Origin of the sequence: Pseudomonas baltica (assembly GCF_031880315.1) — a bacterium.
Classification (GTDB): domain Bacteria; phylum Pseudomonadota; class Gammaproteobacteria; order Pseudomonadales; family Pseudomonadaceae; genus Aquipseudomonas.
This window is the reverse complement of record NZ_CP134771.1, coordinates 6,601,123-6,616,493: the sequence shown is the minus strand read 5'-3', so window position 1 is coordinate 6,616,493 and position 15,371 is coordinate 6,601,123. Positions and strand designations below refer to the sequence as shown.

Annotated in this window: 9 protein-coding genes; 5 read left to right on the top strand and 4 right to left on the bottom strand. The window is 58.4% G+C overall.

The features are described from left to right. Positions 1–141: 141 nt before the first annotated feature. Positions 142–1,125 (bottom strand): aldo/keto reductase, encoded by a 984-nt coding sequence (locus REH34_RS29915; protein ID WP_311970270.1) that lies wholly within the window; start codon positions 1,123–1,125, stop codon positions 142–144. Positions 1,126–1,231: 106 nt separating this feature from the next. Between REH34_RS29915 and REH34_RS29910 the strand changes: the two genes are divergently transcribed. Further along, on the top strand, positions 1,232–2,158 hold the full coding sequence (locus REH34_RS29910; RefSeq protein WP_311970269.1) for a LysR family transcriptional regulator: 927 nt from the start codon (positions 1,232–1,234) through the stop codon (positions 2,156–2,158). Between the two features lie 285 nt (positions 2,159–2,443). Then, positions 2,444–3,352, top strand: a complete 909-nt coding sequence (locus tag REH34_RS29905) for a LysR family transcriptional regulator (RefSeq protein ID WP_311970268.1) — start codon at positions 2,444–2,446, stop codon at positions 3,350–3,352. Positions 3,353–3,634: 282 nt separating this feature from the next. On the opposite strand, the gene REH34_RS29900 is transcribed toward REH34_RS29905, so the two are convergent. Beyond that, on the bottom strand, positions 3,635–4,126 hold the full coding sequence (locus REH34_RS29900; RefSeq protein WP_311970267.1) for a cupin domain-containing protein: 492 nt from the start codon (positions 4,124–4,126) through the stop codon (positions 3,635–3,637). Positions 4,127–4,422: 296 nt separating this feature from the next. Here REH34_RS29900 and REH34_RS29895 point away from each other — a divergent pair, with 296 nt between their 5' ends. The 3 genes from REH34_RS29895 (at position 4,423) to REH34_RS29885 (ending at position 8,265) form a co-directional block, all read left to right on the top strand. Beyond that, positions 4,423–5,715, top strand: coding sequence for a multidrug effflux MFS transporter (locus REH34_RS29895; RefSeq protein WP_311970266.1), 1,293 nt, complete (start codon positions 4,423–4,425; stop codon positions 5,713–5,715). Positions 5,716–5,730: 15 nt separating this feature from the next. Continuing rightward, on the top strand, positions 5,731–6,495 hold the full coding sequence (locus REH34_RS29890; protein WP_311970265.1) for a glucose 1-dehydrogenase: 765 nt from the start codon (positions 5,731–5,733) through the stop codon (positions 6,493–6,495). Between the two features lie 138 nt (positions 6,496–6,633). Next, on the top strand, positions 6,634–8,265 hold the full coding sequence (locus REH34_RS29885; protein WP_311970264.1) for a PQQ-binding-like beta-propeller repeat protein: 1,632 nt from the start codon (positions 6,634–6,636) through the stop codon (positions 8,263–8,265). A gap of 387 nt (positions 8,266–8,652) precedes the next feature. Here the strand turns inward: REH34_RS29885 and REH34_RS29880 are convergent, their stop codons facing one another. Beyond that, entirely contained in the window at positions 8,653–14,115 is a 5,463-nt protein-coding gene (locus REH34_RS29880; RefSeq protein ID WP_311970263.1) for a WGR domain-containing protein, read from the bottom strand. Beyond that, positions 14,103–15,305 carry a M48 family metalloprotease gene (locus REH34_RS29875; RefSeq protein ID WP_311970262.1) on the bottom strand — a complete coding sequence of 401 codons (1,203 nt, stop codon included), beginning with the start codon at positions 15,303–15,305 and terminating at the stop codon, positions 14,103–14,105. Before REH34_RS29875 ends, REH34_RS29880 begins: the two co-directional genes overlap by 13 nt. Between the last annotated feature and the right edge of the window lie 66 nt (positions 15,306–15,371).

Sequence of the window (15,371 nt, the reverse complement as noted above, 5' to 3'; positions counted from 1 at the left end):
TGTGGATGACGTGAGCGCTGCTTGATCAAGCCTGCTCTGGTGCCGGCAATGAACTCATGTCGATCACGAAGCGATAGCGCACATCGACGCGCTCCATGCGATCGACTGGTCGCACGTCATACGGCATAGGGGAAGGGCGCGTTAGCGATTGACGTTCTTTTGCAGATGGGCCGGATAGCGCTCACCCACTACCTTGATTTGCTCAAGTGCTTCGGCAATGGCTGTCAGGTCGTTGCTGCTGAGCAAGACGTTTGCAGCGCCAATGTTTTCCTCTAGTCGATTCAGCTTGGTGGTACCTGGGATGGGTACGATCCAAGGCTTCTGTGCCAACAGCCAGGCGATGGCGACTTGAGCTCGGGTAGCGTCTTTGCCCTCGGCAATTTGCCCCAGCACCTCGACCAGCTTGGCATTCGCCTTGCGATTTTCTTCAGTGAAGCGGGGCACTTGATTACGGAAGTCATCAGCGGCGAATTTCGTATCGGCATCGATGGCGCCGGTTAGAAAGCCTTTACCCAGTGGGCTGAAGGGGACGAAGCCAATACCCAGTTCTTCAAGCAAGGGAAAAATCTGCTCCTCTGGTTCGCGCCACCACAAGGAATATTCGCTCTGCAGGGCTGCGACTGGAAGCACCGCATGTGCACGTCGAATCGCATCAGGGCCCGCTTCTGACATCCCGAAATGCAAGACTTTCCCTTCTTCGACCAGCTGCTTGACTGTGCCTGCCACTTCTTCAATCGGCACCTGGGGGTCGACGCGGTGTTGGTAGAGCAGTTCGATACGGTCGGTTTTCAATCTCTTGAGGGAGGCCTCGACAACTGCTTTGATAGTTTCGGGGCGGCTATCCAGACCTTCGCTTGGCACACCATTTTTGAAGCCAAATTTTGTGGCGATGATCACCTGGTCTCGGATCGGCGCCAATGCTTCGCCCAGCAATTCTTCGTTGGTGTAGGGGCCATAGGCTTCAGCGCTGTCGAAGAAATCGACACCTTTGTCGAACGCATCTCGGAGCAGGGTGATGGCGGCTTTCTTTTCCAAGGCGGGGCCATAAGCGAAGCTCAGGCCCATGCAACCCAGACCCATTGAGGACACTTGCAAACCGCTTTTGCCCAGTTGTCGCTTCAACATGTTTCGTCTCCTTCGCAAAGTGATCATTGACAGTTACACTTTAAATTCCTGTGAGTGCTTCAACAATCGGCCTGGCGTTTCATGACTACATGAGAGGAATTCATCAATGATCCGTGCGGGTCTTCCGGAGCTCACAGCGTTCGTCGCCATTGCCGAACAGCGCAGCTTCAGCGGCGCGGCGAGAACACTGGGCGTATCGCCTTCTGCGCTCAGTCATTCGATGCGTGGACTCGAAGCGCGTCTTGAGCTGCGATTGTTCAACCGCACCACACGCTCCGTAGCGCTGACCGAAGCCGGAGAGCAACTGTTCAATCGTGTCCAGCCCTTGCTCGGTGACTTGGAGTGCGCCGTCAACGATGTAACCTCCGAGCGCAATACGCCCTCGGGCACGATCAGGCTCAGCGCGTCGGAGTCGTCGTTCAAACCGCTGATCCGTCATGTGATGCCGAAGTTCTTCCAGGACAACCCGCAAATCCACATTGAATGCATCGCCGACAGCCGCCCGGTCGATATCGTCGCTGATGGGTTCGATGCGGGCATCCGTCTGTTCGATGACGTTCCGCGCGACATGATCGCCGTCCGTTTCGGCCCTGACATTCGCTTTGCAGCAGTGGCCTCTCCTGAATATCTCAGTCTGCACCCAGCACCCTTAGCGCCCCATGACCTCAAAGCCCATCGCTGTATCCGATTTCGTTTTGCGAGCGGTACCTTGTTCCGTTGGGATCTTGGCCACTTGGGCAGAACAGCCAGCATCGATGTCGATGGGCCGCTGACGATGGACAACCTCAACTTGATGACGGAGGCAGCCCTGGCCGGAATCGGTATTGCGTGGCTGCCAGAGCACCAAGTCGATGATCACCTTCGTGAGGGGCGTTTGGTTCATCTGTTGCCGGATTGGGGCCCGTACTATCCGGGCGCATGTCTCTATTATCCTGCCAACCGGCACCCGCCAATGGCGTTGAGGATGTTTGCCGACGCTGTAAGGCAGTGGGCACGAGATCAACAGGAGCTCGTTCAGCCTTGCACCGGTTGAGGTAACAATCTGTAAGGAAGCAAGGGTGCCGATATTTTGTTGATTTTCGGCAACTGCACTCTGGATAGGAATTGTATGTGGACGCTCTTTTCCAAGCACCGCCCCGTCAGTGCCCACTGGAGCCAGCTGAGTGGTCAGCGACTGCGAGTTGAAAAGTCATATTGATGAGCTATGCATCACCCCTCAATGAGCAAAACTCATTAATCGACTATCGCCTGCTGAGTAAAATCCAGCAGCAGCCAGCTCAACGGACTGCTAATGATTACTCCAGGCTGAGATCCGTCCATGAACGTAAGCCGCGCCAACCTTGCCGACTTTGTCTATTTCCTCGCCATTGCTCGCCACCAAAGCTTCAGTCGCGCAGGTCAAGAAGTAGGGATCAGTGCTTCTGCGCTGAGTCACGCCATCAAAGGGCTGGAAACCCGAATTGGTGTTCGACTACTCAACAGAACGACCAGAAGTGTGACTTTGACCGATGCAGGCGAGAGGCTGCATCAGGTTATTAGTACCCCGATGAAAGAGATCGACGATGCCATGGAGATCCTAAACAAATTCAGGGACGAGCCCACAGGCCGTATTCGTCTGAATCTCCTCAGTGACGCCGCCGACCTTTTGCTAGGCCCTGTGTTGCCGATCTTCAACGAGCGGTACCCGGAAATTCAGATCGACCTGACCGTGACGAACCTTATCGTCGATGTCATTGGGGGCGGTCACGATGCCGGTATCCGTTATGGAGGTACCGTTCCCGAAGACATGATTACCCAACGCTTGTCCCCGGACATTCGCTGGGTTGTGGCGGGAACTCCTGAATATCTCAAGCGGTTCGGGATACCTGAACACCCCAACGATTTGCACAATCATCGCTGCCTGCGCATTCGTCTGGGCAACGGCGCCATGTATGACTGGGAGTTCGAGAAGGGCACCGAAAAGCTGTCGATTGCCGCACCCGGGACGATTACGATCGATGAGACTCGCGTGGGTCTTTCGCTTGTGCGCAATGGCGCTGGCCTGATGTATGCCCCAGAGCCTGCGATGCAAGCGCTGGTGGACCGCGGTGAGGTCGTCACTGTACTGGATGACTGGGCCAGCATAGCGCCTGGGTTTCACATGTATTTTTCCAGCCATCGCCAGCTGCCGACAGGGCTGCGTCTGTTGATAGACCTCATACGCGAAGTTCAGCCGTTGGGCGCGTAACCTTGGCGGCAGTAATCACCGATTCTGCCGCACAAGCGCATATCTGAAGAATATATTGGCCGCTGGCTTGCGCAGGGCGGACGTCGTGATCGGATCGTACCAGGCCGTACGAGCGGAAGCGAAGTTGATCATTAAACGGTAACGCACATCCTTGCCGATGACTCGTTCATAAGCCAGGTCGATCTGCTCGGGTTTGATGACGTCGATATTCTCCGATGGCTGACCGCTAGGAAGCAGGGGAGGCGCGATACCTGCTAGCCAAGCGATACCTGTTAGCCAAACTCACCGGGACGCCTCGTACTGCGCTTCACTGACTGGCTCCATCCACGCCACGTTTTTCCCGTCAACGGCTTCCTGGATGGCAATGTGGGTCATCCCTGTAGTCGCCGTAGCGCCATGCCAATGTTTGACGCCAGGCGGCGTCCAGATGACGTCGCCCGGTTTGATAACGGTTTTCTCACCACCCACTTGTTGTACCCAGCCGGCACCCGCCGTGACGATCAGGGTCTGACCTTTCGGGTGGGTATGCCAGGCCGATCGCGCGCCCGGCTGGAAAGTCACAGCGTCTGCAGAGACAGTCGAAGGCGCGCGTGCGGCAAAGATTGGATCAATGCGTGCGTTCCCAACGAAGTTGGCTGGTGCTCCCATCATCGAAGCCTGTTCGCCATTTCTCGTGATAGCCATGACCTGGTCTTTCGGGATATCGGCGCTATGGACTGACATGGCCGTAGACAACAGTACAGCCAGCGACGACGTTTTGATTATTCCTCTCATGGGCAAGCTCCTGCTCGGTAGGCGGTCGAGCGGACAACCTAGATCAGAATCCCCACCTGTGCTACCGGCCAAATCCAACGTGATCCGATGAGCAAAGCTCAGTAATCCTCAACCGTACGAGCGGACTCTCGGATCGCAGCGCTATCCCGGCCTTCCAAGCGATTGATGAGTGCTGCTCAGTAGCACATCCCGAATCTGCCCGGTATTCAAGGGCTCCCTCAATGATTAGCGTTAGCCCACTTGAATTTTTCATCGGATATCAGCGCTCGCTGACCCTAGCCGCAGAGGACTCAAACGTGAGCACACGACTGCTTCCCAGATTTTGCCTGAAGCAACGCGCAGCGAGAGAGATCGCATTGGCTGAGTCTCGCCCCCGAGATACGCAAACGGGACACGATCCGCAGCACGGCACACGCACTTTATTAATCCTCAGCGCCTTGCTGGCCTTCGCGTCGATTTCCACTGACCTCTATTTGCCAGCGATGCCGATCATGGCGAGCTCGTTGCACGCAGACGGCGGCACGATGGCGCTAACTGTGAGCGGATACCTTGCTGGGTTCAGTGCAGGACAGCTTTTTTGGGGGCCTTTCAGTGATCGATATGGCCGCAGGCTGCCTGTCGCGCTTGGCTGCCTGCTGTTCGTTGCGGGATCCGCCGGCTGTGCCCTCGCCAGTGATGGTACGACCATGATTGCCTGGCGCGTGGTGCAAGCCTTGGGCGCCTGTGCAAACGTGGTTCTTGCTCGGGCGATGGTTCGCGATCTGTATGAGGGTCGCCAAGCCGGGCAGAAAATGTCGACCTTGATGACCATCATGGCAATCGCACCGCTGGCAGGCCCCACAGTCGGCGGGCAGATTTTGCATCTGTTCTCATGGCAAGCCATCTTCTGGACCCTGGTATTGCTGGGACTGGCCACACTTGCCAGCCTGGTAATTTTACCCGAAACCTTGCCTGCTCATCGGCGCAGCCCTACTTCGCTACACACCATCGTGCAGCGCTATGGCGTGCTACTGCGCACGCCCAGGTTCCTGGCCTATGTCGCCACTGGCGGGTTCTTTTACGCCGGTACTTTTGCCTACATCGCGGGCTCGCCCTTTGCGTACATCGCTTACCACCATGTTGATCCGCAATGGTACGGCGCGCTATTCGGGGCCGGCATCGTTGGGCTGATGGTGACTAATCAGCTCAACGCTCGATTGCTCAATCGCCATGACGCCGATGCGGTGCTGTTGGTGGGTGGGATCATTTCGGCCATCGCTGGGGGCTTGATTGCATTCACCACCTGGGCCGATTGGGGCGGGCTGCCGCTGCTCATCTGTGGCTGTTTCGTATTCGTCACAGCCACAGGCTTTGTCCTGGCAAACGCCATCACCGGGGCCTTGAACTGCCTTTCCCAATTTCCCGGTACTGCATCGGCACTCGCTGGTGCAATGCAGTATGGCGCCGGCATTTTGGGCTCAGCACTGGTGGCCAAGTTTGCCGATGGTACCCCCTGGCCTATGGGCCTGGTCGTGGGTGCCTGCGGACTTGGCTGTCTACTCGCGGCAGTCTGTGTGCTGTGGGCACGACCTGAATCTGATCACCTGTAAAGTCGAGGATTCTTGATGAGCTTTTCGTTTGAAAACAAGGTTGCGCTGGTCACCGGTGCAGCCTCTGGTATTGGTCTGGCAACCGCCAAGGCGTTCGCCCAGGCTGGGGCAGCAGTTGCGCTTGTAGACGTCAATGGTGACGTCGCACGAGTACAGGCCGAGGCATTGGTCGCTGCCGGCCACAAGGCGATCGGCCTTCGCTGTGATGTTGCCGACATCGATCAAGTCGAGGCCATGGTCAAGGAGACCATCGCTACATTTGGGCAACTCGACGCCGCGTTCAACAACGCAGGTATCCAGAACATCCTGGCCGAAATCGCCGACGCAACCGTCGACGACTATGACCGCGTGATGTCCATCAACCTTCGCGGCGTCTGGGCGTGCATGAAGTTCGAGCTGGAACACATGCGTCGTCAAGGTAGCGGCGCCATCGTGAACTGTTCTTCGCTGGGAGGCTTGGTGGGAGGTGCAGAACGCGCCAATTATCACGCTGCCAAGCACGGTGTGATCGGCCTGACCAAGAGCGCCGCGCTTGAATATGCCGCCCGTAACATCCGCGTCAACGCGGTATGCCCGGGGCTGATCTGGACGCCCATGGTCGACAGCATGGTGGCCGCGGGGCAGGGCGAGGCGATGGAGGGAATGGTCAAGGCCATTCCCATGGGCCGTCATGGCAAGCCAGAGGAAATCGCCGACGCTGTGCTGTGGTTGAGTAGTAGCACTTCCAGCTACGTCACCGGGCAATCCATTTCGGTGGATGGCGGTTTCGTCATGCGTTAACCCGTCTGGGCTGTGCGCTTTATCAGTTATGCCCAGGCAAGCCCAAGAGCACCCATGCTCAATAGCGTATCAAGGAAGTCATTTATGCCGGACACAAACCCATCCCGGATAGCCCGCGCGCTACTGATTGCGCTAGGTATGATCACTCTGCTTCCAGGGCTGTTCATGCTCATCGCTGGCGTCTATCTCATTACGCTAAGCGGTTCCTGGTACTTCGCGCTGGCGGGGTTGGGGATGACCGTAGCCCGGATCCTTCTGGTGCGCCGGCGCCTGTCAGGTGCTTTGCTATATCTAGCGGTATTCGTGGCGTCGATAGCCTGGGCTGTATGGGATGTGGGCCTGGCCTTGTGGCCGCTGTTTTCTCGATTGTTCGCGTTGGCAGTCCTCGCTTTGTTGGTGCTGCTGGCGATACCTACGCTGGCTCCTGGCCGCAAAACTGCAAAAGCCAGGCTTTCCTATATGTGCGCATTGGCGGTGGCCGTGGGCCTCGCAGCTACGTTTTACGCAGCGCTGCAACCACAGCCAATCCAGACAGCCGACGGAGCACCGACGCCTGTGCCTGGCAAAGCCGTTGGCACCGTCGAGCCGGCTGCCGATTGGCGCTACTTCGGGCATACCCCATCAGGCACTCGGCACGCCGTCCTGGACAAGATCACTGCGCAAAACGTCTCTGACCTCAAGGTCGCCTGGACGTATCGGACGGGAGAAATCCCAAAGGGTAGCAGCGAAGGCCATGTGGTGACGCCGCTGCACGTTGATGGCGTGCTCTACGGTTGTACTCAGTCCAGTCAGCTCTTTGCCCTGGACGACGAGACCGGGAAGGAGATATGGCACCACGATCCCAAGGTACAAACCAACAACGTCTACCCGCGCTGTCGTGGGGTGGGTTATCACGATTCGACTGCGCAAACATCGGATTCCGGGAACTCCGTGCCCGCAGCCGCTTGCACTCGTCGAATCATTGCCACCGCCGTCGATGCGCGCCTGATAGCCGTTGATGCGCAAACAGGGGAGGCTTGTACCGACTTTGGCGACCACGGCAGTGTGAGCCTGCGGATCGGTATGGGAAGCCCTGACAAGGAGCTTTATTTTCCGACAGCAGCCCCCACCGTTGTGCGCGATCTGGTCGTCGTTGGGGGTTTGGTCTGGGATAACCAGAAAACCGGGGAGCCTTCCGGAGTCGTACGCGCATTCAATGTCCGCACAGGCGCGCTTGTCTGGGCATGGGACTTGGGTAACCCCGCGATTACCCGTGAGCCCCCAGAAGGACAGGGCTACACGCCGGGTACGCGCGGCCATGAGGGCAATGCACAGCAGGCAGGTACGCCATGGGGGATCGAGATGGGACGTTTCCTGTCGCCATTGGGGATCCCCTGCCAGGAGCCGCCGTACGGAACCATCAGCGCTATCGACTTGGCAACACGCAAGGTCGCATGGTCGATGCCGCTTGGAACGACGCAAGACACTGGCCCACTGGGTATAGCCACCCATCTGCCGATGCCTATCGGCATGCCGACGCGGGGAGGGCCAGTCACCACGTCGACCGGCCTGGTGTTTATTGCTGCGTCGCAGGACTTCTATATCCGTGCACTGGATGTGCGCACGGGCAAGGAACTGTGGAAAGGACGCCTGCCTGTTGGTGCGGAAGCTACGCCGATGACTTACATCTCGCCTAAAAGCGGCAGGCAGTTTGTTGTCATCAGCGCGGGTGGAAACTCCGCTACGACGAAAAAGGGAGACTACGTAGTGGCGTACGCGTTGCCTCAGTGATGGACGAACCTGGGTGGCGGGTACTGGGAGGATTGCGTTACTCGATTGCAATCCAGGTAGGCGTCATTTCAAAACCCGGGCTGTAGCTCAGCCCGGCAGCAAGGAACCCACAGTTCATGAGTAATTTTCACGGAACAGATATTGATTGATCAGAAAGCATGTCCGGGGCTGAATCAGCGGGTTACGTGGAGCTGCGTTACGGATGACCAGACTTTTTACTCGTATCGCGAACGTCTCAGTAAGGCGAGGGGCTGACTTTGCACCATGCGGGGTTTTGAGCAAAACCGAACGGGGGTTAGTGACATTGGACAACAACCACAGGCCACACCCAAATACGCCATTTAACGATTGAACGCGCTTGTCCCAGTCATGCTGCACCGACTCATTTCACTCCGGGGTGATCGAATCCGCTTGCTCTTGATACCCTTTGCGGAGTTTCTCCGCGATCAGCTTGTCTGCTTCACGCAAAGCGCGCTCGGGACTGTCGAGGGACTTGATCAGGGTCTGACCCTTGGTGCCGATACGACCAAAATTCACCGTGAGCTCGACATCCGCCACGCCAATCCGCCAGAACTTGTTGGAATTGCCTTCTCCAAAGGTGAACTCGCGCATCAAGGGTGACGCTTGCGTGGTGACTGGTACGTCGGCCTCAATCTCGAAGGTTCCCTCTGTCTGTTGTGGTTCTAGTTCTGGTAGCGCAGGCGTTTCCTCATTCCTTAGCAGCCCTTCGATACGATTGAGCACGTCTTCCGGGTCTCGCAGCCAATCATGGCTGAGCACGTCGATAATCTTCCAACCGAAACTGCGCAGTACCGTCGGACGGAAGATATAACGCTCACGCACGTCAGTTGCAGCCGCCGTATCACCGTCCAACAGCACGCCGAGGCTGAAGTGTTCGCCGCTGGCGTCACTGATCGCCAGGTCACAGCGGAACTGTGAACGCCCGACACACTCCTGAACAGAATGGCCGCGTTTGCGCAACGCAGCGGCGAGGGTACTGCGCAGGTGGTCCTTTGGCAGGCTTACGGCAAAGGACTGCCTGGCGCCTGGATTAAGGTTGGCGAGGATACCTTGGGAGCGCGGCGCATCCCCACTGGCACTGGCATGCGCAAACTGCAGGAACGCGCGCAGTGCAGCAGCGCCGTCGTTGTGGGTGTTGGTGATGGCCTCGGATTCGATGCTGGATACGATCGCCATGCGCTTGCGGGCGCGACTGAAGATCACATTGAGGCGTTTTTCGCCGCCACGCTGGTTGATCGGGCCGAAGTTCATCAGCATTTTGCCGTTCGGTCCGGGCGCGTAGCAGATGCTCAGGATGATCACATCCCGCTCGTCCCCCTGAACGTTCTCCAGGTTCTTGACGAACAGGCCATTGAATTGCCCGGCATCTTCACGCACGTACTCGCGCTCAAGCCGCGTAGCAAAGGCCGAGTCACTGCTGGCCAGGTCTTCCAGGGCCTGGTCGATGGCACCTTGCTGGGCCTCGGAAAACGCCACGATACCCAGGCTCAGGCCGGTATCGCGTTGCAGCAGCTCGCGCACCAGGTTGGCGATATAGCGTGCTTCGGCCACGTTGCTGCGGCTGAGGTAGACACCGTCGCTCATCTTCAAGAAGCTGATCGGGCTTTCCAACAGCGTGTCGGCGCCCTGGATCACTGCCTGGACGTCCGTGGAGTCAAGGGCCGCGTGAGCCGGGGCAGGGCGCTCGATACGACGATCAGGAATGGTGATCAACCGCCCTTCGTAGAATGCTGCATTGGAGAAACTGATCAAGGCTTCGTGGCGACTACGGTAGTGCCAGGCCAAGAGGGTCGCCGGTAAGTTACGCGCGGCTTGGCTGAGCAGGCTATCAGCATCAAGGTTGATTGCGATCTGCTCGCCGTCCTCCATGGCAATCAGTTCGTTGTCGTCCTGTTCTCCGGCACTGGAGAAGAAGTTGGTCGGTGGCAACTGCATCTCGTCACCCACCACAATCACCTGCTGCGCACGGCTCAGGGCCGGCACGGCTTCTTCGCTGGGGATCTGGCTGGCTTCGTCGAAAATCACCACGTCAAACAGGTCCGGCGTCAATGGCAGGGTGTCGGATACCGACAGCGGGCTCATCAACCAGATGGGCTTGAGATCGTTGATCACCCGGCCACTGTCGCCACTCGCCATTTCGCGGATGGAGCGATAGCGCATTGTCTTGCCCAGCTCGTGTTCGAGCTCACGGCGGCCCTTGGCGTAGGCTTTCTTGAACTCACGGGCTTGGGCGTCCAGCTGAGTCACCGACATTGCTGATTGCTTCACATGCTCCAGAAAACGCTGGTGCAACGCAGCGCTGAGCACGTGAGCATTACTTTTGAGCAGGCTGCTTTCAGCCTGGCTGACCTGACGTGCAGCCAAACTCAAGGCAAGGCCATCGAAGCGCGCCAGTTTCGGGTTAGCGCGGTACAGGCGAGTCAGGTTTTCCTGAGCAATCAAACCGTCCAGTGCACGTTGCGCCAAGGCGTACTTTTGCACGACCGCCAAGCAGACAGGATCGGCTTGGTGCAACTCATTGAGTAGGGGCAGGGTGTCGGGCAGTTCGTCGAGTTCTTCACGCAGATCGCGCAGATATTCGGCCAGCTCGGCCAGGCTCGGCGCCTGGTCGAACACACAATGTTGCGCGACCAGTTCGGCCAAGCGCGCCACTGGCTGGCGCAGGTTGGCTTGCTGGCGCACGCGGGGCAGGGAATCCGAATTACCCCGCAGGCCTTCCAACCACTGGCGCAATAGCGGTGATGCGCTCAGTTGCTGAAGCAGCGCTTGCAGGTTGTGCACGAACAGGTCGATATCCGGGATGCCATAGCGACCTTGCAGGCGTTGCTGCTCGGCGTGCAGCTCGGCAGTGGCCCGGTGTTCGCCGGCCAGGCTGTCGAGCACGCTGATGAAACTCGGGCGAATCGCGTGCTGGTTGAAATCGTAGCGTCGGTGCAATTCGCCGCGCAATCGCCACCAAGCAGGTTGCAGCCACCTCAGCGGCGAGCCTTCCAGCCGCTGCGCCAGGTTGAGTGCAGCCTGAGTGTCCTGGGGCGCGAGTTTTTCCCGCCAGTGATGGGTCGATTCACGGGCGTTGTGTTGCTGTACGGTCAATGCCTGCAACGCCACCTGTTCGGCGTGCAGCGCCTGGAAGCCCGGCGAGCCAGGCTCCAACAGGTCGAGGTGCGTTGCCAGGTTGGCGGTGGTCAGTTGTTCCGCGGCCTGGGTCAGTGCACACGCATCCGTCAGGCCGGTGTCCCCGGACAGCAGGCTCGACGATGACTCCAGGTACTGCTCAACGCTGTCCATCAGCCCACTGGCTTCATCCAGAAACGCCTTGAGTTGGCCATAAGCATGTTCGTGGATAATCAGGCTTGAGGCCAAATGGCTAAAAGGATGACGTGCAAAACTGTCGAGACCGAAACGTTCTTTGAACGCCTGATACACGCGGCCGGTCAGCTCGCTTTGTGCCTGCCAATGACGCCATTCGGGCAAGCGCTCCAAGGCTTCGGGTGGCTGCTTGGCAGCGACGGAAGGCAGCTGGATCAGATGGCGCACCAACTCGCGCACCGAGCATGCCAAGGACTCCGGCACCCCAGCCATTGCCTGTTCAAAACCCTCTATCAAGCCCAGTTGTTGGCTCAGGCCAGCCAGCAGGGTTTCGCGCCGGGCTTGCAACTGCGGCGACTGCGCATCGCCGGCGATCCAACGCTCATAACACTCGCGCAGGTTGCCCACGAAGGCTTTTTTATCAGTCTGGGAGTCGTGAATCAGACAGCACAATTCGCCCAGTTCACTTTGTTGCAGGCGATGGAACACGACGTCCAGCGCCGCACGTTTTTCACAGACGAACAGCACCCGCAGACCGCGACCTGCGTAGTCCGCGATCAGGTTGGTGATGGTCTGGGACTTGCCGGTGCCCGGCGGTCCTTGAATGATGAAATTACGCCCGGTACGGGCCAGGCTGACGGCAGCATTTTGCGTAGCGTCACCGGCGACCACGTTCCACTGTTTCGGCAACGGGATCGGGTCTGGAGTTTGGACCTCGACGTCCCTAGGTTCGATGGAGAACATCCGGTCAAACGCTTCGTTCTGCGCTGGTTCGTCGATCAACTGCGCATAGTCACGCACCAGCGACATCTTGCGATAGTTGAAGTTGGCCAGGGTCACCTGCGTCAGGTCGATGTCCCAGGCGTAGCGATGTCCCTGGTTCTGGGGCAATGCGAAGGTACTGTTTTCGGCGCTCCTGGCGACCATCTGAGGGTGTTGATTGCGCAGCACGGGTTTGGCGCCTACGGCCAGGCGCAGCGGCAACTCACTGGGTAGTACCTTTTGCTGGAACAGTTGGAGGCCCAGCGGACGGAAATCTTCGCGGTCGTAGCTGAAATCCGGCTTTACCAAAGGCATCGCCGAGCGCTGACGGGCGCGACGGCGCTGGAAGTGATGCAGATGCTGCACAGCCTTCTGGTGGATCAGCTCGATTTGCGGTTTGCTTTGCAGGCGTAACTCGACGCCGGGCTCGGTCAGTTTGATCTGGCGCGCAATATCGGCATGGATGTCTTCCAGAGAAGTCTTTTGCAGGTCGACGATTTCCGGCAACTGGATATCGTAGAGCTGACGCAGCTGATGACGCATTACCGGGTTGAATTCCGCCTCGGTTTCGTCGCATTGCAACACGAACTGGTCACGCACACCTTTTTTGCGACTCAACTCCACTGGAAGCCACAGCAGCGGGGTGACGATGCGTTCTTCCGGTGTGTCCTTTAGGTTGTGCCAGCGCATGAAGGCTACTACCAGGCGCAAGTTGCTGAAGCCGAACTCGGCACGGTCGCGTCGGGTTTCCTGGATGATGCGCTCCAGCGACGCCTGCAACCACGTCTGGTCTTCAAACCGCAGCCATTGCTGCAGGCCAACAGGTTTGCCACTCAGCACTTGTTCGGAGAAACCACCGAAGGTGGACTGCCAGGTGCACAGCGCTTCGGGCCGGATACTTTCAATGCGCATCACCAACGGCACACTGGCCACGGTCAGGTTGACGTTGGCCTGGGTAGGCCGGAAGTACAGCAGGCGATTGCGACGCGAAAGGTCAAACAAACGGTTGCGCAGATGTTCCAGGACCACCGTGCGCCGCGACGCTGGCCCTTCGGCCTGGGCCAATACACGCTCGACATCCAGACTGGCCGGCTGCTCGCGCCAAGACTCCAGGCGGCGCGCTAGCGAGGCCACATCCGTGGCGCGGTCGTGGCGGTTGAGCTCGGTCATCTCGACGATCAGGTTGGCCAACACCGGGTTGAGCCGACCATTGACCTGAAACAGGTTGCGCCGGTGCCGGGCAAACGTCTTTAGGTCATTGATATCGGCGAAATCCAATCCGCATGCCAGACACGCCAACAACTGACCGAGCTGGAATATGTCGGTGATCTCATCGTGGTGCCCGAGGCGATGCTCCCAACTGTGCATTTCTGGGAGGAATACCGGGTGGTCAATGGCTTGATGCAGGTCCTCCTGGACTTGCAGGTCGGTAATTGCCACGCCGCTTTCCGAGTCCCGAGTCAGGCGGACTTTGCCGACGACATTCAGCGCCGATTCCGGGTTGGGCTGCACCTGCTTGACTGCTTCCAGCGCCAGCTGCGGCGGGACACCTTCAGGATTACGCAGTTGCAACGTGCGTTCCGGCCCTTGCACCACATCGAGATAACTGATCTGCGCGACTCGTCCCGACTCATGCAGCTGTGCCACCTGGAGCAGCAGTGGCAGCGTCAGGAACAACACATCGTCAATGGGCACGGCGGCACCATCGTGGTTTTGCAGCAATTGAGTGAACGTGACGGGTTGGATTACTGGGTCCATGTGTCGCCCTCCGCTTTGAGCGCGCTAACGATCGGGTCGAGCTGACGTTTGGGTAGTTTGATATCGCGCTTGAGCACGCTGATAAAGTCATCGACGCTGCCGAGTTTCTTCGCGGTGCGCGCGGCGTGCAGCAGGGCTTCATCCCGCAAGTCGCGGTCCACCAGACTCAGGTCGAGCATGATGAAGTGCAGGTATTCATGGATGCTGGTGTCGATGCGCTCGGCATTCAGTGTAACGAGGTCGAGTGGCTTTTCGTTGTTCTTCCAATCGGGAAAGAAGCTGCGCACCTGATTCAGCACGACCTCTGATTGCAACGCGGGGTAGCCGATGAAATGGGCAATAAAGCTGCGGGTGAGGGCGGTCAACTCAATCTGGTCGATCACGTCCAGGCGATTGAGCGACAACGGCCCGCGCAACCGGCGATCCAGCCAGCTATCGGCATCCGGGAGTTGTTGCCACCAGCTATCCACAGCCTGGGAGCGCAGAAACGTCTCGGGATGAGAAACGCCCTGGGACAATGGCGCATCCTTGCCATCCAGCTCGCGGGCCTGCTTCAAGTAGCTGGCCGCATCGACGCTGACAATGCCGGTGTGAATCTTGACCAGCGAGGTAATCGACGCTTCTGATCCGTTAGCCACCAGTGCAGCGCCGCGGTCGGCATAAATTTCGGTGTGCAGGCTATATAGACGTGCAGTCTGTTCAAGACTGGACGGCGTATTCACGTCGGCCATGGCGTGATTGAGAATCCGCTCGGCAGTGAGAAAGTCGCCACTGTGCTCCGACCATAAGCGGTAGTGGGCCAACTCGTGCCCGAGCAATGCCAGCAATTCCTGGGCGTCCAGCCGCTCAAGAATCGGCCCGTAAAACACCACATGCACTTCACCGGTCAGGTAATAGAGGCTCGCATTCATCGCGCCGTCGCCAGCCTGGTAAAGGGTGGCGGGTGCCGCGATCTGCAAGCACTGCAATGCTGTTTCACAGGACTGATAGGCCTGCGGATGGGTCTCGGGACTTAAGCGATAGGTGTCGCGTAGCAATTGCGCACGTACATCCTGGGCGTGTTCCTGCTGGACGCCTAAGGACGAGGCCCATTCCCACACGACAGGTTCATGGGCTTTCAGGTAGTCGACGACACTCTGGTGATAAGGCAGTGGCGTCAGGCTGCTGATATCCAGCACGGGGGTACTCATCGTATTCAAACGTCCTTGAGAGGTACGGCTCCATGCACTGCGTGGGCAGCAAAGACTGGGCTGGCA